General features: G+C 60.3%; 13 protein-coding genes. 9 read left to right on the top strand and 4 right to left on the bottom strand.

The features are described from left to right. The first annotated feature begins 22 nt into the window (after positions 1-22). From ICA15_RS06660 to ICA15_RS06640, 5 genes are all read left to right on the top strand, one after another. Positions 23-2,974, top strand: coding sequence for an autotransporter serine protease (locus tag ICA15_RS06660; RefSeq protein WP_210552776.1), 2,952 nt, complete (start codon positions 23-25; stop codon positions 2,972-2,974). A 173-nt stretch (positions 2,975-3,147) separates the two neighbouring features. Beyond that, positions 3,148-6,234, top strand: a complete 3,087-nt coding sequence (locus ICA15_RS06655) for an autotransporter serine protease (RefSeq protein WP_210552775.1) — start codon at positions 3,148-3,150, stop codon at positions 6,232-6,234. 23 nt (positions 6,235-6,257) lie between these two features. Then, positions 6,258-7,946, top strand: coding sequence for a polyurethanase (locus ICA15_RS06650; RefSeq protein WP_210552774.1), 1,689 nt, complete (start codon positions 6,258-6,260; stop codon positions 7,944-7,946). A 258-nt stretch (positions 7,947-8,204) separates the two neighbouring features. After that, complete coding sequence (locus tag ICA15_RS06645) at positions 8,205-10,058, top strand: polyurethanase (RefSeq protein WP_210553187.1); 1,854 nt, start codon at positions 8,205-8,207, stop codon at positions 10,056-10,058. 257 nt (positions 10,059-10,315) lie between these two features. Next, positions 10,316-10,690: a hypothetical protein gene (locus ICA15_RS06640; protein ID WP_150615562.1), complete on the top strand. Its 375-nt coding sequence runs from the start codon at positions 10,316-10,318 to the stop codon at positions 10,688-10,690. A gap of 112 nt (positions 10,691-10,802) precedes the next feature. Here ICA15_RS06640 and ICA15_RS06635 read toward each other — a convergent pair whose 3' ends face one another. Further along, entirely contained in the window at positions 10,803-11,027 is a 225-nt protein-coding gene (locus ICA15_RS06635; RefSeq protein ID WP_150603884.1) for a YgdI/YgdR family lipoprotein, read from the bottom strand. Positions 11,028-11,221: 194 nt separating this feature from the next. On the opposite strand from ICA15_RS06635, the gene ICA15_RS06630 reads away from it, so the two are divergent. The 4 genes from ICA15_RS06630 (at position 11,222) to ICA15_RS06615 (ending at position 17,728) form a co-directional block, all read left to right on the top strand. After that, positions 11,222-12,874 carry a VRR-NUC domain-containing protein gene (locus ICA15_RS06630; protein WP_210552773.1) on the top strand — a complete coding sequence of 551 codons (1,653 nt, stop codon included), beginning with the start codon at positions 11,222-11,224 and terminating at the stop codon, positions 12,872-12,874. Continuing rightward, the gene (locus ICA15_RS06625) at positions 12,871-15,189 is read left to right on the top strand and encodes an ATP-dependent DNA helicase (RefSeq protein ID WP_210552772.1); all 2,319 of its coding nucleotides are present in this window, start codon (positions 12,871-12,873) and stop codon (positions 15,187-15,189) included. Before ICA15_RS06630 ends, ICA15_RS06625 begins: the two co-directional genes overlap by 4 nt. A gap of 5 nt (positions 15,190-15,194) precedes the next feature. Next, on the top strand, positions 15,195-17,114 hold the full coding sequence (locus ICA15_RS06620) for a PAS domain-containing sensor histidine kinase (RefSeq protein WP_210552771.1): 1,920 nt from the start codon (positions 15,195-15,197) through the stop codon (positions 17,112-17,114). 77 nt (positions 17,115-17,191) lie between these two features. After that, positions 17,192-17,728, top strand: a complete 537-nt coding sequence (locus ICA15_RS06615; RefSeq protein WP_150603888.1) for a hypothetical protein — start codon at positions 17,192-17,194, stop codon at positions 17,726-17,728. An 80-nt stretch (positions 17,729-17,808) separates the two neighbouring features. On the opposite strand, the gene ICA15_RS06610 is transcribed toward ICA15_RS06615, so the two are convergent. From ICA15_RS06610 to ICA15_RS06600, 3 genes are all read right to left on the bottom strand, one after another. After that, on the bottom strand, positions 17,809-18,105 hold the full coding sequence (locus ICA15_RS06610; RefSeq protein ID WP_150615566.1) for a hypothetical protein: 297 nt from the start codon (positions 18,103-18,105) through the stop codon (positions 17,809-17,811). 242 nt (positions 18,106-18,347) lie between these two features. Then, entirely contained in the window at positions 18,348-19,721 is a 1,374-nt protein-coding gene (locus ICA15_RS06605) for a cation:proton antiporter (RefSeq protein ID WP_210552770.1), read from the bottom strand. 171 nt (positions 19,722-19,892) lie between these two features. Continuing rightward, positions 19,893-20,750, bottom strand: coding sequence for an SDR family oxidoreductase (locus tag ICA15_RS06600; protein ID WP_150603568.1), 858 nt, complete (start codon positions 20,748-20,750; stop codon positions 19,893-19,895). Positions 20,751-20,902 lie beyond the last annotated feature (152 nt).

The raw sequence follows: 20,902 nt of genomic DNA, 5'->3' as shown, positions 1-20,902 counted from the left end.
ACAATAAAAGTGAGTAGTGAACATGGACGTACGTATCAAGCCGATTTCGGTTGGCACGCTGTTGCTCGCAGTTTCTATTTCCCAGGCCCATGCCGAGTACCTGGAATCCGGCAAACCCGGTGATCCCGCCAGTTGGCGCAGCGCTGAATTCCAGCGCGATTGGGGCCTTGCGCGCATGCAGGCCGATCAAGCCTACGCCGCTGGCATCACCGGCAAAGGCGTGAAAATCGGTGCGCTCGATTCCGGTTTCGACGCCGCCCATCTCGAATTCGCCACTGAGCGTTACCACCCGGTGCTGGCCAACGGCAGCTATGTCGACGGCTCGCCGTTCAACGTCGACGGCACCCTCAACCCCAACAACGATTCCCACGGCACCCACGTGGTCGGCACCATGGGCGCCTCGCGTGACGGCACCGGCATGCACGGTGGGGCGTACAACGCACAAATCTACGTCGGCAACACCAACAAGAACGACAGTTTCCTGTTCGGCCCCAATCCCGATCCGCGTTATTTCAAAGCGGTATACGACGCATTGGCCGATGCCGGCGTGCGCGCCATCAATAACAGTTGGGGCAGTCAGCCGCCGGATGTCAGCTACCGCACCCTGGCCGATCTGCATGCCGCCTACGCCCAACATTGGAACAAAGGCACCTGGCTCGACGCCGCTGCCGACGTTTCCCATCGCGGGGTCATCAACGTGTTCAGCGCCGGCAACAGCGGTTATCCGAATGCCAGCGTGCGCTCAGCGCTGCCGTACTTTCAGCCGGATCTCGAAGGTCACTGGCTGGCGGTCTCCGGTCTCGATCAGAGCAATCAGCAGAAGTACAACCAGTGCGGCATCGCCAAATACTGGTGCATCACCACGCCGGGCGCGAAGATCGACAGCACCATTCCCGGTGGCGGTTACGCGATCAAGTCCGGCACCTCGATGTCGGCACCGCACGCCACCGGCGCCCTGGCGCTGGTGATGGAACGCTACCCGTACATGAACAATCAGCAGGCGCTCGAAGTGCTGTTGACCACCGCTACGCAACTCGATGGCTCGGTGACGGATGCGCCGACCGAACGGCTCGGCTGGGGCGTGGCCAACCTGAACCGGGCGATGCGCGGGCCCGGGCAATTACTCGGCGCCTTCGACGCCAATCTGGCGGCCGGGCAGAGCGATGTCTGGAGTAACGACATTTCCGACAAGGCGCTGATCCAGCGCCAGAACGAAGACCTCGCCGAACACACTGCCTGGCAGCAAACCCTGCAAGACAAGGGCTGGCAGAACGGTGTTGCGCCGGGTGCCAGCCAGCAGGATCAGACCGACTACGCGGTGGGCATGGCCCGTGATGCGGCCGCCACGGCGCGGGTTTATCAGGGCAGCCTGATCAAGTCCGGGGCAGGGCGCCTGTTTCTCACCGGGGACAACACCTTTCGCGGTCCGACCACAGTCAATGGCGGCTTGCTGAGCGTTAATGGTTCGCTGGCTTCTGCAGTGACCGTCAACGATGGCGGCACCCTTGGCGGCTCCGGGCAAATCGGCTCGCTGATGGCCAACAGCGGCGGGCGCGTGGCGCCGGGCAACTCCATCGGCACCTTGAATGTGGCTGGCGACGTGACCTTCGCGCCAGGCTCGACCTACGCGGTGGAATTGTCACCGAGCAGCAGCGACCAGATTGTTGCCGGTGGCACGGCTACAGTCAGCGGCGCAACCGTCAGCCTGGCGCTGGAAAACAGCCCGACCTTACTCAGTGCTTCCGAGGCGCAAAGCCTGCTCGGACGCCAGTACAACATCCTGCAAGCGGCGGGTGGTGTTCAGGGCCGGTTTGGCGCCGTGGTGCCGAATTATCTGTTCATCGGCGGCAGCCTCGATTACGCAGCAAACGGCATTCAACTCAATATCGAACGCAACGCGACCGCGTTCGCCAGCGTCGGCCAAACCCCGAATCAACGCTCGGTGGCCACCGCTGTCGAAGGCCTCGGCGCAGGCAACTCGGTTTACGAAAGCGTGCTGCTGTCGGCAGACGCCGCGTCTGCGCAAAAGGCTTTCCAGCAATTAAGCGGCGAAATCTACCCGGCCGTGGGTTCGATGCTGATCAACGATAGCCGCCAGTTGCGCGATGCCGTCGGTGAGCGCCTGAACGATGCTTCTGCTACGCAAAGCAACGGCTGGATCAAGGCCCTCGGCGCGTGGGGCAGCACCGATTCGAGCCATGACACGGCGGGCTACAACACGTCGATTGGCGGCCTGCTGGCCGGTGTCGACGGCGCGCTGGACGAGCAGACCCGCATCGGTCTGGTCACCGGCTACAGCGACAGCTCGCTGAGCATGGGCTCGGGCACGCACTCGTCGGCCAAGGTCGACAGCTATCACCTCGGTGCTTACGCCGGGCATGAGATCGGCGCCTGGCGCCTGAGCACCGGCGCGGCCTACAGCTGGCATCGCGCCGATGTGAAGCGCGATTTGCAATACGGCGACGTCAGCGCCAAACAGAAAGCCAAGGTTGATGCGGCGACGACTCAGTTGTTCGGCGAGGCGGCTTATCGCGTGCAGCTGCAACCCCTGGCGCTGGAGCCGTTTGCCAATCTGGCCTACGTGCATGTGGACACCGAAGGCTTCACCGAGAAGGGCGATGCGGCGGCGCTCAAAAGCTCGGGCGATCAGCGTGATGCAGTGATGAGCACACTCGGTGTGCGGGCGGTGAAGACGTTCAATCTGTCGAATCAGCAATCACTGGATGTGAGCGGCCATCTGGGCTGGCAGCACAGCCTCACCGACATCGAGTCTGACCAGCATCTGCGCTTTGCCAGCGGCGGCACGCCTTACAGCGTCGAGAGTTCGGCGCTGGTGCGCGATGCCGCGTTGGTCGGTGTGCAGGCCAGTCTGGCGTTGAGCAAAGACGTGCGCGTGAACCTTGATTACAACGGGCAGTTGGCTAGCCGCGAGAAGAGCCATGGCGTCGGGTTGAGCCTGAACTGGCAGTTCTGACCGAACCCCTAAAAAACAGGCAAACCCCTGTAGGAGCTGCCGCAGGCTGCGATCTTTTGACTTTGATTTTTATAAGCAAGATCAAAAGATCGCAGCCTGCGGCAGCTCCTACAGGGGGGGCGCTAGCTGAACGTAGACGGATTTTTCGCAACACAACTAAGGAAGGTCGCAGGATGAAAAACAATAAAACCCCCGCGCAAACGGGTGGCTGCTTTGCCCTGAAAACGCTGACTGGCGCGGTGTTGTGCGCGCTCACCACCTGGGGCACCGCACAGGCCGCGCCCTATGTGGAAAACGGTCGCACGGGCGATGTCGGCAGTTGGCGCAGTGCCGAATTCCAGGCTGACTGGGGCCTGGGCGCAATCGGTGCCGATCACGCATACGCCGCTGGTTACACCGGTAAAGGCGTGAAACTGGGGATCTTCGATCAACCGGTGTACGCCGCGCATCCGGAGTTTTCCGGCAGCAACAAAGTCGTCACCCTGGTCACCAGCGGCATCCGCGAATACACCGATCCGTACATCCCGGTCAAAGCCGGGGACGCGTTCCGTTATGACGGTTCGCCTTCGGTCGGCTCCGACGGCAAACTCGGTGCGCACGGCACCCACGTCGGTGGCATCGCTGCAGGCAGCCGTGACGGCGGGCCGATGCATGGCGTCGCGTTCGGCGCACAAATCATCAGTGCCGACAACGGCGACCCCGGCCCTGAAGACGGTATCGTCCGCGGTAACGACGGCGCCGTGTACAAGGCAGGTTGGGATGCGCTGATCGCCAGTGGCGCGCGAATCATCAACAACAGCTGGGGCATTGGCATCACCGATCGCTTCGACCTCGGTGGCCGCAATCCGGCGTACCCGCACTTCACCGTCAACGACGCGCAGGTGCAATTCAACGAAATCCGCACGCTGCTCGGCACCAAACCCGGCGGCGCCTATGACGGTGCAATTGCCGCGGCACGCAGCGGCATCGTGACGATTTTCGCCGCTGGCAACGACTACAACCTGAACAACCCGGACGCCATCGCCGGCCTCGGTTACTTCGTCCCGGATATCGCACCGAACTGGATCACCGTCGCCGCGTTACAGCAGAATCCGGACCAGACCAGCGCCAATCCGTACATCATGAGTACGTTCTCATCACGTTGCGGCTACACCGCGAGTTTCTGCGTTTCGGCGCCCGGCACGAAGATCTTCAGCGCGATCATCGAGGGCACCAACGCCGACAACCTGACCACCAGCTACAAAAACTACAACGGCACCTCGATGGCCGCCCCGCATGTGGCCGGCTCAATGGCCGTGCTGATGGAACGCTTCCCGTACATGTCCGGCGATCAAGTCGCCAGCGTGTTGCGCACAACCGCGACCGACCTCGGCGCGCCGGGCATCGACGCGTTGTATGGCTGGGGCATGATCAACCTGCGCAAAGGCATCGATGGCCCGGCGATGTTCGTCACCGAGCAGGATATTCCGAGCGAGTTCCGCATCGACGGCGCTTACGGCTCCGGCCAGTTTGTCGCGGACTTGCCGGGTATTGGCGCGATCATCGATCAGGGCAAACCCACCGAGCGCGTGTGCAACGACATCACTTGCGGCCTCGATACCTGGCGCAACGACATTTCCGGCCATGGCGGCCTGACCAAGCAGGGCATCGGCACACTGGTGCTGACCGGCAACAACAGCTACAGCGGCCCGACCCTGGTCAATCAGGGCCGACTCGCTATCAACGGCTCGCTGGCCTCTGCGGTCACGGTGAATGACGGCGGTATCCTCGGCGGCAATGGCCGGATCGGCGCGTTGTCGGTGAACAGTGGCGGTACCGTGGCGCCGGGCAACTCGATCGGCACGATGAATGTCGCCGGTGACGTGACCTTCGCGTCGGGCTCGACTTACGCGGTGGAACTGTCCCCAACCAGCAGCGACCAGATCGTCGCCACCGGTAAAGCCGTAATCGATGGCGCCACCGTGACCATGGCGCTGGAAAACAGCCCGACACTGCTGACCACTGGCGAAGTGCAAAGCCTGCTCGGTACGCAGTACAACATCCTGCAAGCGGCGGGCGGTATCGAAGGACGCTTCGGCCAGGTGTTGCCGGATTACGCGTTTCTTGGCGGGACGCTCGCTTACTCGGCGAACGGTATTCAACTGGCGGTGGGGCGCAATGACGCTTCATTCGCCAGCGTGGGTCTGACGCCGAACCAGCGCGCCGTGGGTGCCGCTGCCGAGCGTCTGGGCGCGGGCAATGCCCTGTTCGAAACCCTGCTGGTGTCACCGACTGCCGCCGTAGCGCAACAAGCGTTCCAGCAGTTGTCCGGCGAGATTCATCCGGCCATCGGCACGATGCTGATCAACGACAGCCGTTACCTGCGCGATGCCGTGGGTGAACGTCTGCGCGAACGTGATCTGTTCGACGCCGCCGCGCCGACTGATGATCGCAGCAACGCCTGGGTCAAGGTGCTGGGCGCGTGGGGCAAGAGCGATGGCGGGCATGAAAATGCCGATTTCAACAGCTCCATCGGTGGCTTGCTGGCCGGCGTCGACGGCTTGATTGCTGAAGATACTCGCCTGGGTTTCGTTACCGGTTATAGCGACAGTTCACTGAGCATGGGCAGCGGCACGCATTCGTCGGCATCCGTCGACAGCTACCACTTGGGCGCGTACTTGGGCCATGAAATCGACGCACTGCGTCTGACCGTGGGCGGCGCCTATAGCTGGCACCGTATCGATGTGAAACGTGATCTGCAATTCGGCGATGTCAGTGGTAACCAGAAAGTAAAACGCGATGCGAGCACTGCGCAATTGTTCACAGAAGCCGCTTACGATCTGGGCCTGCAACCGATGAACCTGGAGCCGTTCGCCAACCTGGCTTACGTGCACCTCAACAGCGACAGCTTCACCGAGAAGGGTGACGCCGCCGCGCTGAAGGGCGGTGAAGACAATCGCGAAGCGGTGCTGTCGACACTCGGCGTTCGCGCCAAGCGCACGTTTGCCTTGTCCGAGAAGCATCAGCTGGAACTGGGCGCAACCCTGGGCTGGCAGCACAACCTGAGCAGTGTCGATGCTGAAAACCATTTGGCGTTCGCCAATGGCAACAGCGCGTTCAACGTGCAGAGCGTGTCGCTGGATCGTGATGCCGCGGTGGTCGGTGTGCGCGCTGGTCTCGCGCTCAACCGCGATGTGCGGGTGAACCTGGATTACAACGGGCTGATCGGTTCGAACGAGAAAGACCACGGCGTGGGTCTGACGCTCGACTGGCAGTTCTGATTTCAAGGAAGAGAGAGCACAACATGGGACTGTTTGATTACAAAAATGCCGATGGCAAAGCGTTGTACAGCGATGCCATCGCTCTGACGCTGTATGCCTACACCCCGACCGGCAAGCCATTGCCGGCCGGGGGCTGGGCGCCGGTTACAGCGACGGCGCTGGGCTATCAAGGCAAGGTCGGGCCGCAAGGCACGTTTTTCGGCGAGAAGGATGGCTTCACCAGCGCCGAGGCCGAAGTGCTCGGCAAGTACGACGCGGCCGGCAAACTGATCGGCATCGGCATTGCCTTTCGTGGCACCGGGGGCCTGGGTTACAGCGATACCTTCGGCGACATGAAAAACAATCTGCTGGCCGCCGTCGGTCCTTCGGACTACGCCAGTCAGTACGCGAAAAATGCCTTCGACAATCTGCTCAAGGCTGTTGCGGCGTTCTCCATCGCCCATGGCATTGGCGCCAAGGACGTGTTGATCAGCGGCCACAGCCTCGGCGGGCTTGGCGTCAACAGTGTGGCCGAGTTGAGCGCCGGCAACTGGGGCGGGTTCTTCAAGGACGCCAACTACATCGCCTTCGCCTCGCCGACCCAGAGCAGCACTGGCAACAACGTGCTGAACATCGGTTACGAAAACGATCCGGTGTTCCGCGTGCTCGACGGCACCACGTTCAGCAGCGCATCGATGGGCAAGCACGACAAGCCGCACGATTCGACCACCGACAACATCGTCAACTTCACCGACAACTATGCGTCGACCGCGCAGAACCTGGTGCCGTTCAGCATCGTCAATCCGATGAACTGGTCGGCCCACAGTTCCCTGGGGTATGCCGATGGCTTGAATCGGGTGATCGATTCGAAGTTCTACGGCCTGACCCACAAGGACTCGACGATCATCGTCTCCAACCTTGAGGAGTCGTCCCGGGGTAAAACCTGGGTCGAGGATCTGGGCCGCAGTGGCGAGCCGCACACCGGCAGCACCTTCATCATCGGCACCCAGAGCAACGACTGGCTCAAGGGCGGGGCGGGTAACGACTTCCTTGAGGGCCTGGGCGGTGATGATCGTTTTCGCGATGACGGCGGCTACAACATCCTGCTCGGCGGCCAGGGCCATAACACCTTCGAGCTGCAGAAGCCGTTACAGAACTTCAGCTTCGCCAACGACGGTGACGGCACGCTGTATGTGCGCGACGCCTACGGCGGCATCAGCATGACCCGCGACATTGGTGCGCTGGTGAGCAAGGAGTCGGGGTCGTGGTGGGGCAGCAAGGAGATCACCTGGGGCGTCACGGCCAAAGGTTTGACCAATGGCAGCGAGCTGACGCAGTACAACCATTCGCTCAGCGGCGATGGCTACGGCAACGCGTTGCACGCCACGGTCGACGGTGACTGGCTGTTTGGCCTGGGTGGCGACGACACGCTGATCAGCGACAAGGGCCATGTGACTTTCGTCGGTGGCGGGGGTAACGATGTGATGAACGCGGTGGGTGGCAACAATACCTTCCTGTTCAGCGGCGAGTTCGGTTTCGATGCCATCAATGGTTATCAGGGCAGCGACAAACTGCTGTTCATGGGTGTCGAAGGCGCGGGGCAGGGCTACGACTATAAACAGCATGCGTCGCAGGCCGGTGGCGATACCGTGCTGAAGATTGGCGAGTTTGCCGTGACGCTGATCGGTGTGGGAGTGGCTAATCTGTCGGATTCGAGTTTCGTCTTCGCCTAGATTCCCGCAACCGACGCAATTGAAGCAAACAACGCTCCCCCTGTAGGAGCTGCCGCAGGCTGCGATCTTTTGATCTTGTCTTTAAAAAACAAAGTCAAAAGATCGCAGCCTGCGGCAGCTCCTACAGGGGAGCGGTGATCAGGAGGTACAGAGTTTTATTTGAGAAGTGTTGTATCGAAATGCTCCGCGGCGTCCCGCGAGGGGCGCCCCGGCTGTGAGCTATCTCTGACAATTCCAACAAAAAGAGAGGCAATGGCAATGGGTGTGTATGACTACAAAAACTTCGGTACAGCCGATTCCAAGGCGTTGTTCAGTGACGCCATGGCCATCACGCTGTATTCCTATCACAACCTCGATAACGGTTTTGCCAGCGGTTATCAGCACAACGGTTTCGGCCTCGGCCTGCCGGCCACGCTGGTGACCGCGCTGATTGGCGGTACCGATTCGCAAGGCGTCATCCCCGGTATCCCGTGGAATCCCGATTCAGAAAAACTTGCCCTCGAAGCAGTGCAAAAGGCCGGTTGGACGCCGATCACCGCTTCGCAATTGGGCTACGACGGCAAGACTGACGCGCGCGGAACCTTCTTCGGCGAGAAGGCCGGTTACACCAGCGCCCAAGTGGAGATCCTCGGAAAATACGACGCCCAAGGCCATCTCACCGAACTGGGCATTGCCTTTCGCGGTACCAGCGGCCCGCGAGAAAACCTGATCCTCGACTCCATCGGCGACGTCATCAACGACCTGCTCGCGGCCTTCGGCCCCAACGACTACGCCAAGAACTACGTCGGTGAAGCTTTCGGCAATCTGCTCAACGACGTGGTCGCGTTCGCCACGGCAAACGGTCTCAGCGGCAAAGACGTGCTGGTCAGCGGCCACAGCCTCGGTGGATTGGCCGTCAACAGCATGGCGGACTTGAGCGGCGGCAAGTGGGGTGGCTTCTTCAGTGACTCCAACTACATCGCCTACGCTTCGCCCACCCAGAGCAGTACCGACAAGGTGCTCAATGTTGGCTACGAAAACGACCCGGTGTTCCGCGCGCTCGACGGCTCGACCTTCACCGGCGCGTCGATTGGCGTACACGATGCGCCCAAGGAATCCGCCACCGACAACATCGTCAGCTTCAACGATCACTACGCCTCTAACGCCTGGAATGTGTTGCCGTACTCGATCCTGAATATTCCAACCTGGATCTCGCACTTGCCGACTGCGTATGGCGACGGCATGAACCGGATCGTAGAGTCGAAGTTCTACGACCTGACCAGCAAGGACTCGACGATCATCGTCGCCAACCTGTCGGACCCGGCGCGGGCCAACACCTGGGTGCAGGACCTCAACCGCAACGCCGAAACCCACAAGGGCAGCACGTTCATCATCGGCAGCGACGGCAACGACCTGATCCAGGGCGGCAGCGGCCATGACTATCTTGAAGGCCGCGCCGGTAACGACACCTTTCGTGATGGCGGCGGCTATAACGTCATCCTCGGCGGGCAGGGCAGTAACAGCCTCGACTTGCAGAAATCGGTAAACACCTTCGACTTCGCCAATGACGGCGCGGGCAATCTGTACATCCGCGATGGCAACGGTGGGATCAGCATCACCCGCGACATCGGCAGCATTGTTACCAAGGAGCCGGGCTTCCTCTGGGGGCTGTTCAAGGACGATGTGACCCACAGCGTCACGGCCAGCGGTTTGAAGGCTGGCAACAATGTCACGGCGTACGAATCCAGCGTGAAGGGCACCAACGGCGCCGATACGCTCAAGGCGCATGCCAGCGGTGACTGGTTGTTCGGGCTCGATGGCAACGATCATTTGATTGGCGGCGCTGGCAACGACGTGTTTGTCGGTGGCTCCGGTAATGACCTGATGGAATCGGGCGGCGGGGCGGATACGTTCCTGTTCAACGGCGCGTTCGGACAGGATCGGGTGGTGGGGTTCACCGCCAACGACAAACTGGTGTTCCTCGGCGTGCAGGGTGTTTTGCCGAGCGATGACTTCCGTGCTCATGCTTCAGCAGTTGGGCAGGATACGGTGCTGTCGTTCGGTAATGATTCGGTGACGTTGGTGGGGGTGTCGCTGAATAGCTTGAGTGGCGATGGGATTGTGATCGCCTGATGTTGATGCGGCGCCTGTAAGGACGCTTTCGCGAGCAAGCTCGCTCCCACAGTGGATTTGCGTCGAACACAAAACATGTGGCCGACGGAAAACCCTGTGGGAGCGAGCTTGCTCGCGAAGAACGATAATGCGGTATCAAAAGTGACTCGCCGGCCATCATCCGACTCTCAACCTGTGCAAACAGGAAAAGCGGCCTAAAGCCAGTACGTGCACACACGTTCTATAGCTAGCCGCCATTGAGCACAGGAGATTCACACGTGAAAGGTTTCAAAGGGTATGTCGGGATTGTGGGATTGGCGCTGTTCTCGGCCAACACCTGGGCCGATCTGCCTCAAAGCTCGATTCTGAGCCGTTACGGCATCACCACCGATCAATTGCCGAGCCCGGCCAAAAGCGAAATGGTGGAGCCGGTCGAAGAGAAAAGCCGCTTTCAGATCCAGCCTGAACAGCCATTTGTGACCATTCGCCTGGGTGACGGTAAACAGCCGCAAACCACCGGCAACCTGAGCATCGACCGCATGGCCCAGCAGGATCAGGAGCGTTGCCAGCGTTTGCAGGGCGAACTGGCCCGGCGTGGCGGGCAGTACTTGCGTTGCGACAACACGATCCCCGGCATGACCCTTGATCAGTAACACCCTAATCCCCTTGTAGGAGCTGCCGAAGGCTGCGATCTTTCGATCTTGATCTTAAAAAAAAGATCAAAAGATCGCAGCCTTCGGCAGCTCCTACACAGGTCGTGTTTCGTCAGTCTTCTTCGCGCACGGTAGCCACTTCCGCCGCGCGTACTTTCACCTTGGCGCCGGAAATATCCTCGAACTCATAGAAGCCGTCCTCGGTTTCGGTCTTCGGCATGTCCTTGGTCAAATACTGGGTGCCGTTTTGCAGGGTGACCACGGTCGGGCTCGCGCAACCGGCCAGAGTCAGCAGGGTCGCTACCGCGAAGGGGATGCCCAGAGTCTTGATTTTCATGCCCATCTCTAATTCCTTAATCCATGTGATGCCGAGCGATGTCGGTGTTCTAACGCGGTTGGTGCCATTCAACCAGAAAAAGTTCGATAGGCCGGGGAAAAAATGCCATTGATCCTTTTCCGTTTGCGCCGGGCGGGGCAGAACTGGTATCTGTACGCATAACCAGTATTCGCTCCCCGTGGCCCAGAATTCCCGTGACTGCCAATCCCCTCGACGATCCGTTCTATTACCTCAACAACTTCCGGCAAGTGCTTGAATGGCTTGAGCTTCGCTATGCCGATGTGATGGGTGAAGCAGAGCATGCGTTCATGCGTGACTTCAAGGTGTTGCCGCGCGCTTCGCAGGGTTTGCTGGTGCGGTTGGTGATGCGCAAGGGCGTGCATTTTCGTGCCGGTAAACTCAACTACCCGGAAATCGGTGACATCGGCCAAGCGGCGCAACCGCTGCTGGAGCAGGGCTGGATCGACGAGCACGCGGCGCTGGCGATCACAGAGCTGTTCGACGTACTGCTCAAAGCCGAAATCCTGCAAGCCTTCGGCGCTTTCATCGAACAACCCAAGGCGCGCAAGGACGATTGGCTGCCAGCGTTGGCCGAGCGGTTCACTGATGCGCGCACGCTGCATGATTGGGCGCCGGCGCTGCAAGATCGCCTGTTCAGCCTGACCATCATGGACCTGTGCGACCGCTTGCGGTTGATGTTCTTCGGCAACCTTTATCAGGACTGGTCGGAGTTCGTGCTGGCCGACCTTGGCATTTTCACCTATGAAAAAGTCGAGTTCTGCGCCGATTCCCGTGGTTTGCGCAGCCGTGAAGACGTCGACGCCTGCCTGTTTCTGCACCAATGCCAGTTGCGCTTCGAGGCGGGTGAGCCGCTGGAAACCATTGTTGCGCAGGTCAGCGCCTTGCACTTCGCCAACCCGTGGCTGGAGCGTCGACGCGCCAAGGTGTTGTTTCAGATCGGCCAGTATTGCGAGCGCATCACTGAGTTTGCCCTGGCCTTGGACATTTACCGGACGTGCGCCTATCCGGGGGCGCGATTGCGCATGATCCGGGTCTTGGAGCGCTGTGGCGAATACGGCTTGGCGCTGGAACTCGGCACGCTGGCCGAACAGGCGCCGCAAAGCGCCACCGAGCAGCAAGGCCTGCAACGCATTTTGCCCCGGCTGCGGCGCAAACTCGGTGGCCCGCCGTTGAAACGGCTGGCACCGCGACCGGTGGAGCGTCTGGATCTGCACTTGCCGCGCACCGATCCGGCGCGGTCTGTGGAGTTTCATGTGCAGGCGCATCTGCACGACGACGAGGGCCCGGTGCACTACGTGGAAAACAGCCTGATCAACTCGTTGTTCGGCCTGTTGTGCTGGCCGGCGATTTTCGCGCCGCTGCCGGGGGCGTTTTTTCACCCATTCCAGCGCGGGCCGGTGGATCTGCTCAATGAAGACTTTCAGCAACGCCGCGCCGAGTTGTTCCAGGCCTGCCTCACCGAGCTGGATGACGGCCGTTATGCCGATACCATCCGCCAGCGATTCGTCGCCAAGTGGGGCGTGCAGTCGCCGTTCGTGTTCTGGGGCGCGTTGAATGAAACCCTGCTAGAGCAAGCGCTGGCCTGTTTGCCTGCGGCCCACCTCAAACACTGGTTCAGTCGCTTGCTGCTCGACATCAAGGCCAACCGCGCCGGCATGCCCGACCTGATCCAGTTCTGGCCGCAGCACAAAACCTACCGGATGATCGAAGTCAAAGGCCCGGGCGATCGCTTGCAGGACAACCAGCTGCGTTGGCTGGAGTTCTGCCATGAGCATCAGATGCCGGTAGCCGTCTGTTACGTGCAATGGGCGGAGCAGAGCGCTTGAGCTACAGCATTGCGGTGCGGGCGCTGTGCGAGTTCACCGCCAAGACTGGCGACCTCGATCTGCGCTTCACGCCATCACCGACGGCACTGGAAGGCATTGCCGGCCATCGCACCGTGGCCTCGCGGCGCAGTGACAACTACCAGAGCGAAGTGGCCCTGGAAGGCACGTTCCGCCAATTGAAGGTCAAGGGCAGGGCGGATGGCTACGATCCGGCGCAGAACTGCCTGGAGGAAGTCAAAACCTACCGGGGCGACTTGAGCAAGCAACCGGCCAATCATCGGCAGTTGCACTGGGCGCAGGCGAAGGTCTACGGCTGGCTGATGTGCCGCAAGCTTGATCTTGCGCAGATCAACGTGGCGCTGGTGTATTTCGACATCGTCAGCGAGAAGGAAACCTGTCTGGTCGAAGCGTTCAGCGTCGAGGCCTTGCAGGTTTTTTTCGAGCAGCAATGCGGCCTGTTTCTGTACTGGGCCGAACAGGAAATGGCCCACCGCGAGGCGCGCAATCTGGCGGCGCAGCAACTGGCCTTTCCGCACCCAGACTTTCGTCCCGGTCAGCGCCATCTGGCCGAATCGGTGTTCAAGGCGATCAGCACCGGTCGCTGTCTGATGGCGCAGGCCCCGACCGGGATCGGCAAAACCCTCGGCACGCTGTTTCCGATGCTCAAGGCTCTGGCGCCGCAGCAACTGGACAAGGTGTTCTTTCTCACCGCCAAGACGCCCGGGCGCAAACTGGCGCTGGACGCCAGCCAGGTGTTGTTCGACCAATCGGCAACCTTGCCGTTGCGCGTGTTGGAGATGGTCGCGCGGGACAAGGCCTGCGAACACCCGGACAAGGCATGCCACGGCGAATCCTGCCCGTTGGCCCAGGGCTTTTATGATCGCTTGCCCGCTGCCCGTGAAGCGGCCAGTCGCGTCAACCTGCTCGATCAAGCCGCGATGCGTGAAGTCGCCGCGCAGCATACGGTGTGCCCGTATTACCTGAGTCAGGAGATGGCGCGCTGGGCTGACGTGGTGATCGCCGACTACAACTACTACTTCGATTTCAGCGCATTGCTGTTTGGTCTGGCGCAGCTCAATCAATGGAAAGTCGCGGTGCTGGCAGACGAGGCGCATAACCTCGTCGAGCGCGGCCGGCAGATGTACAGCGCCAGTATCGATCAGGCTACGCTGGGCAGCGTGCGCAAAACCGCGCCCGAACCGCTGAAAAAGTCGCTGCAACGGGTCAATCGCGAATGGAACGCGCTGCATGCGCCGCAACTGGCGGCGTATCAGGCCTACGACAAAGCCCCGGAAAAGCTCTTGCAGGCGATTTCCCTGTGTTGCGCAGCGATTGGCGATTACCTCAACGATCATCCGCAGGGCCTCGACAGCGGTTTGCAGAACTTCTATTTCGACTTGCTGCAATTTGGCCGGGTGGCGGAGCTGTACGACGCGCATTACCTGTTCGACATCAGCAAGCGCGACCTCGACCGCAAACGTCCACTCTCGCAGCTGTGTTTGCGCAATGTGGTACCGGCGGCATTCATCGGCCCACGCCTGAAGGCTGCGCGCAGCAGCGTGCTGTTTTCCGCGACCCTGAGCCCGCGCAACTATTACGCTGACTTGCTCGGAACACCCGCCGACAGCGTATGGATCGACGTCGAATCGCCGTTCAGCGCCGAGCAGTTGCAGGTGCAGATCGTCAGTCGTATCTCGACGCGCTTCAACCATCGCCAAGCATCGCTTGAGCCGATCGTCGAGCTGATCGCCCGCCAGTTCAGCGAGCGGCCGGGCAATTATCTGGCGTTCTTCAGCAGTTTCGATTACCTGCAACAAGTGGCGACGTTGCTGGCCGAACGGCACCCGCACATCACCCTGTGGCAGCAATCGCGGGGCATGGTCGAAGGGGCGCGACAGGCGTTTCTCGATCAGTTCACCCCGCACAGCCAGGGCGTCGGCTTTGCGGTACTGGGCGGTGCGTTTGGTGAGGGCATCGATTTGCCCGGCGCGCGATTGATCGGCGCATTCATCGCCACCCTGGGGCTGGCGCAGCTCAACCCGGTCAATGAACAACTGAAGCGGCGCATGGCAGCGATCTTTGGAGCCGGTTACGACTACACCTATCTTTACCCCGGCGTGCAGAAAGTGGTGCAGGCCGCCGGCCGGGTGATTCGCACCCGCGAAGATCGCGGGGTAGTGATGCTGATCGACGACCGCTTTGCCGAAAGCCGCATTCAGCAACTGTTGCCGCGCTGGTGGGCGATCAAAAATGAGGCGGCGGCTTCCCAATTCGCCGGATTACCGCATACTTCCGTTCATGACAACGGCTGGTGAGTGTGATGAGCGATAACAACAAGACCGCAGCGATCGAAGAGATGCGTTTCAGGCTTCTGATCGACGCGGTCGTCGACTATGCGATCTACATGATCGACCCCGACGGCATCATCACCAGTTGGAACTCCGGCGCCAAACGCTTCAAGGGGTATGAAGAAGCGGAAATTATCGGTGAGCACTTTTCGCGGTTCTATACCGCCTATGATCGCGCAGCCGGATTGCCGCAGCGGGCACTCGATACGGCGATCCGCGAAGGACGGTTCGAAGGCGAAGGCTGGCGCGTGCGCAAGGACGGCACCAACTTCTGGTCGCATGTGGTGATCGACCCGATCATCGACCCCAATGGCAAACTGCTGGGTTTCGCCAAGATCACTCGTGATCTCACCGACCGCAAGATGGCCGAGGAAACCCTCAAGCAAAGCGAACAGCAGTTCCGTCTGCTGGTACAGGGCGTCACCGACTATGCGATCTACATGCTCAGTCCCGAGGGGCGGGTGAGCAACTGGAATCAGGGTGCCCAGCGGATCAAGGGTTATCTGCCGGAAGAAATCATCGGCCAGCATTTTTCGATTTTCTATACCCCCGAGGACCGCGAGCGCGGCGAGCCGCAGCGGGCGCTTGCGATAGCCACCGAAACCGGCCGCTTCGAGAATCGAAGCTGGCGTGTGCGCAAGGACGGTACGCAATTTCTGGCGCACGTGGTGGTCGATGCGATTCGCGGTGAAACCGGCACGTTGCTCGGTTTTGCCAAGATCACCCGCGACGTGACCGAAGCCCATCAGGCCCAACAGTCTTTGGAAAAAACTCGCGAGGCGCTGGCTCAAGCGCAGAAGATGCAGGCCATTGGTCAGCTCAGTGGCGGTATAGCGCATGACTTCAATAACCTGCTGACGGTGATTCTCGGCAATCTTGAGATCGTCCAGAAACGCATTGGCGACGATCCGAAAATCATCCGCCTGTTGGAAAACGCCACTCAAGGCGCTCTGCGCGGCGTGTCACTGACCCAGCGCATGCTGGCCTTCGCCCGGCGTCAGGAGCTCAAGACCGAGTCGGTGGACATTCCGCAATTGGTGCAAGGCATTACCGGCTTGCTGCGCAGCTCGCTGGGGCCGGGCATTCGTATCGAAACAGATTTTCCCGAAGACCTGGAGCCGGTGCTGGCGGACGTCAATCAACTTGAACTGGCGCTGCTCAACCTGGCTACCAACGCTCGTGATGCCATGCCCGAGGGCGGCAGCGTGACCATTGCCGCGCAACGCGAAGTCGTGCTTGAACTCAGTCATTCGGAATTGGCGGCGGGGCGTTACATTTGCCTGAGCATGACTGACACCGGCGAAGGCATGGACGAACAGACGCTGGCTTCGGCCCGCGACCCGTTTTTCACCACCAAAGGCGTCGGCAAAGGCACTGGCCTGGGTTTGTCGATGGTGCATGGCTTCATTGAACAGCTCGGTGGCCGTTTCATCCTCAAAAGTAAACAAGCCAATGGCACTACTGCCGAACTGTGGATTCCGGTGGCCGGCGAGGGCGCGACGGCGAAGCCATTGTTCCCGCCGGCCGCTCCGATTGTTGTTCCGCGGCTCAGCGTGTTGGTGGTGGACGACGACTCGCTGGTGTTGACCAGCACCAGTCTGCTGCTCGAAGACCTCGGGCACCGGGTGGTCAGCGCAACCTCGGGCACCGAGGCGCTGGCGTTGTTCGACCGGGGCGAGGTCATCGACCTGATGATTACCGACATGGCCATGCCGCACATGAGCGGTGCACAACTGGCCCACGCGGTGCGGGTGCTTAAACCTGATCTGCCGATCGTCCTGGCCACCGGTTACGCCGAGCGCCTGGAAGGCTTTGCCGCGCAATTGCCGCGCCTACCCAAACCATTCACGCAGTTGAATCTTGTGGAAATCATTGCTCGGTCGATGAAATGAGGTGTGAGGATATTCGGCTGAACTAGTGTGCGGCAGGCGGCTTCTAAGTTTTTTACCTGCCCCGGAGCCTGCGTCTCGTGTCTCGCATATTGACCCACCCGACCGCTGAAGAAATCCAGACTGAACATGATGCCAAGATGTTCGGTTCACCCAAGGAACGTCTGGACTTTTATCGACGCGAGATCCAGTACGAAACCAGCATCCTCGCCAATCGAACCGATGCCTATCTGGCTGCGCAATCGTTTTTGGTGATTGCCTTTGCGTCGTGCATGTCCAACCTCAACCCGGAATGGGGCAAGTTGTTCACCCTGGTGGTGCCACCGTTTCTGGCGCTGTTGGGGCTGCTCAGCTCGCTAAACGCCTGGCCGGGGATTCGCGCGGCGTACGACATCATCGACCACTGGCACTTCAAACAAAGCAATTTGCTGCAGAGCGAGCCTTTGATGGGTCTGGCGTACGATGAATCGCCGCTGTTCAGCGAGATGGAGTCGAGCCACAAGGGCTACCGAAAGTCACTGTTGTTCTCGGTGCGTACGCCTTGGATTTTTGCGACGTTCTGGGTGATGTTGGGCAGTTATGCGGTGTTTATCCAGGTTACGAATCCGGGGGGCTAGGTTTTAGCTACCCGAGTCGAAGATCAACAGCCCCTCATCCCAGCCTTCTCCCAGAGGGTGAGGGCTCTCGGCGCCCGACCTCACTGCGCTGTCTCAAGCTCCCGCCGCAACCCCTGCGAATTCTGCACCGACATCGGAATCGGCGGAAAATCCTCATTCAACACGCACAGATGATCAATCGCATCGGCAAACTTCACATCGGCTTTGCCTCGCAACGCCCGATAGTGCTCAAACTGTTCGGCGTCCAGTTGCCCGGATTCGAGTAACTGATGCGCCGCTCGATTGAGCGCCTGCGCTTCTTCGAACAATTGACGATTGCGTTCCAGGGCCAAAGCCCTGCAAGCCTTGATTTGCGCAGGAGTCGAGCATTCTTTCATGACCGTAACCTTAAATGACGGGATTCCTTTTCTAAGGCGTAGCGCCGCAGGGGAACCGAACCTGCCGTGCCCCGACACAGGGTGCGACGGGGGTTAAGGTTGTGACCGCTGACCATTGCTGAGCGATCCATTTTTTTCACAACAATTTTGCACCCCCACAACTCCCTGTAGGAGCTGCCGAAGGCTGCGATCTTTTGATCGTAAAAAAAACAAGATCAAAAGATCGCAGCCTTCGGCAGCTCCTACAGGGGTTGGCGGTTTTTTTTGGGTTGTTGCGGGAAACGCTTTTTGCGCTGTTCATACCGCGCCAGGATCGGTTGCGTACTGACGCCATGCAATAAAATGCTCAGCGCCACAACCGACAGCGTCAGGTCGGTACACAACGTAGCCACCGAATCGCTCAGCCCATGATTCAAGGCATAAAACAGATAGAACAGGCTGCCGATCCCGCGAATGCCAAACCAGCCGATCAGCAAACGTTGCCGTCCCTCCAGCAAAGATCCCCACGGCATCAGCGCAACACAAAGCGGGCGAATCAGGCAGAACAACACGCCGCCAATCAGTAACGCCCGCCAGTCCCAGTGTGCAATCAGCACAACACCCAGCAGTGTGACGAGAAACACTTCCATTGCCCGTTCGACCAAGCCCCCGAACGACAACATGTCACCCATCATGATCCCGGCAGCAACCTGGCTGTCCTCCAACTGCTCGGTATCGCCATGCACCGCATGCTGCGGTTCAGCGTTCAGGTGACCGACCACCGGTTGCACCAGATGCTCGGCGGGCGGCTGGCCGGCACCGGTGGATTGCACTTCCACCTGACGCAGGCCTAGTCCCGCAGCGAATACCGACAGGAAGCCGTAACCACCAATGGCTTCGGCCACGACATAGGCCAGCGCGATCAATGCCAGCGCCAGATAGTCATTGGGGCTCAGGGTGCTGTCTTCGTTGTGGATACGTAATGACAGCGTTACGCGGCCAATGCCGCGGCCCATCCAGTAACCGGTCAGCAATCCGGCGGGTACAGCCCATAACACGCTGCGCAAAAACCAGTCCTGCCATAGTCCGGTGCTGCTATCGCCCTGTAGCAATAACAACCCGAGGATTACGAAAGGAAAGGCGATACCGTCATTCAGCCCGGCCTCGCCAGACAGGCCGAACCGCACGCTGTCGACATCCCGCGCATCGTTGACCTGGACCAGCGCCGCGAGTACCGGGTCGGTCGGCGCCAGAATCGCGCCGATCAGCAACGATGGCCCCCACGGCAGCTGCAAGCCCCAATGCAGCAACAGGCTAACGCCAGCGATGGTCAGCACCATCACCGGGCCGGCCAGGCCGAACGCGATTCGCCAGCGTTTATCGCGTAACGGCAGGCGCAGTTTCAATCCGCAGACAAACAACGAAAAGAGCACCGCGACTTCCGTCAGGTGCTCCATCCACAACGAGGCGTCCTCCAGCGACAGTTTCAGCAGATCCAGGCCACTGGGGCCAATCGCAACACCCAGCAGCAAGCACACCGCCGAGGTGGTCACCGGCATCCAGCGCAAGTACGAGGACGTCAGCGCCAAGGTCAGCAACACGGCGCCGAGCACGGCAACCCACACGGTAAAACTCATGATTCTTCTCTCGTAATGGGTAGACCGGGCGTCGTGTTCATTTTTCCCGCCGAATTCCCTGTAGGAGCTGCCGCAGGCTGCGATCTTTTGATTCTAGAAGACCAGATCAAAACATCGCAGCCTGCGGCAGCTCCTACACGGGACGGGGGCGGCACTGATCAGGAGCGAACGTCAGAGCATCGGTTTGCCGCCGGTCACGCCATAGCGTTGACCAGTGATGTAGCTGGCTTCATCCGAGGCCAGCAGCACATAGATCGGCGCCACTTCCACCGGCTGGCCGGGACGCCCCAACGGTGTATTGCCACCGAAGTTCTGCACTTCTTCATCCGGCATGGTCGAGACAATCAGAGGGGTCCAGATCGGCCCCGGCGCCACGCAGTTCACGCGGATTTCCTTGGGCCCGAGCATCTGCGCCAGACCACCGGTAAAGTTGGCGATCGCACCTTTGGTGGTGGCGTAGGCCAGCAGGGTCGGCTTCGGCATGTCGGAATTGACTGAACTGGTGTTAATGATCGACGCGCCGGGGCGCATGTGTTTGATCGCCGCCTGACACAAACGGAAAATCGCGGTGATGTTGACGTCGAATGTCATCACCCATTCGTCATCGGGGATGTCTTCGAAGTTTTCATGGGTCATCTGGAACGCGGCGTTGTTGACCAGCACGTCGATGCGGCCGAAGCGTTCAATGGTTTGATCGACCAGGTCCTGGCAATGGGACTTTTGCGCGAGGTCACCCGACAGCAACAGGCATTGGCGACCGGCCTGTTCGACCCAGCGTGCGGTTTCCTTCGCGTCTTCGTGTTCATTGAGGTAAGCGACGACAACATCAGCGCCTTCACGGGCAAAGGCAATGGCCACAGCGCGGCCAATACCGCTGTCGCCTCCGGTTATCAGCGCGATTTTGCCGGCGAGGCGGCCCGAGCCAACGTAACTTTGCTCACCACAGTCAGGGTACGGCTCCATTTTGCGTTGTGAACCGGGAACGGATTGGGCCTGCGCAGGGAAGGGTGGTTTTGGATAATCGGTCATCGTAGGTCTCCGAGTCTCATGGCGGGTATGGCTGGTTGACCCGGCGGGTTTGCCATGAGTTCGATCGGATTTGCGCTGACGATTTTGCGTTGAGCAAAACCCAAGTCCCCCTGTAGGAGCTGTCGAGTGAAACGAGGCTGCGATCTTTTGAT

It is taken from the genome of Pseudomonas sp. P116 (genome assembly GCF_020149425.1).
Classification (GTDB): domain Bacteria; phylum Pseudomonadota; class Gammaproteobacteria; order Pseudomonadales; family Pseudomonadaceae; genus Aquipseudomonas; species Aquipseudomonas anatoliensis.
The sequence above is the reverse complement of the archived record's forward strand: the minus strand, read 5'-3'. Positions and strand labels throughout refer to the sequence as shown.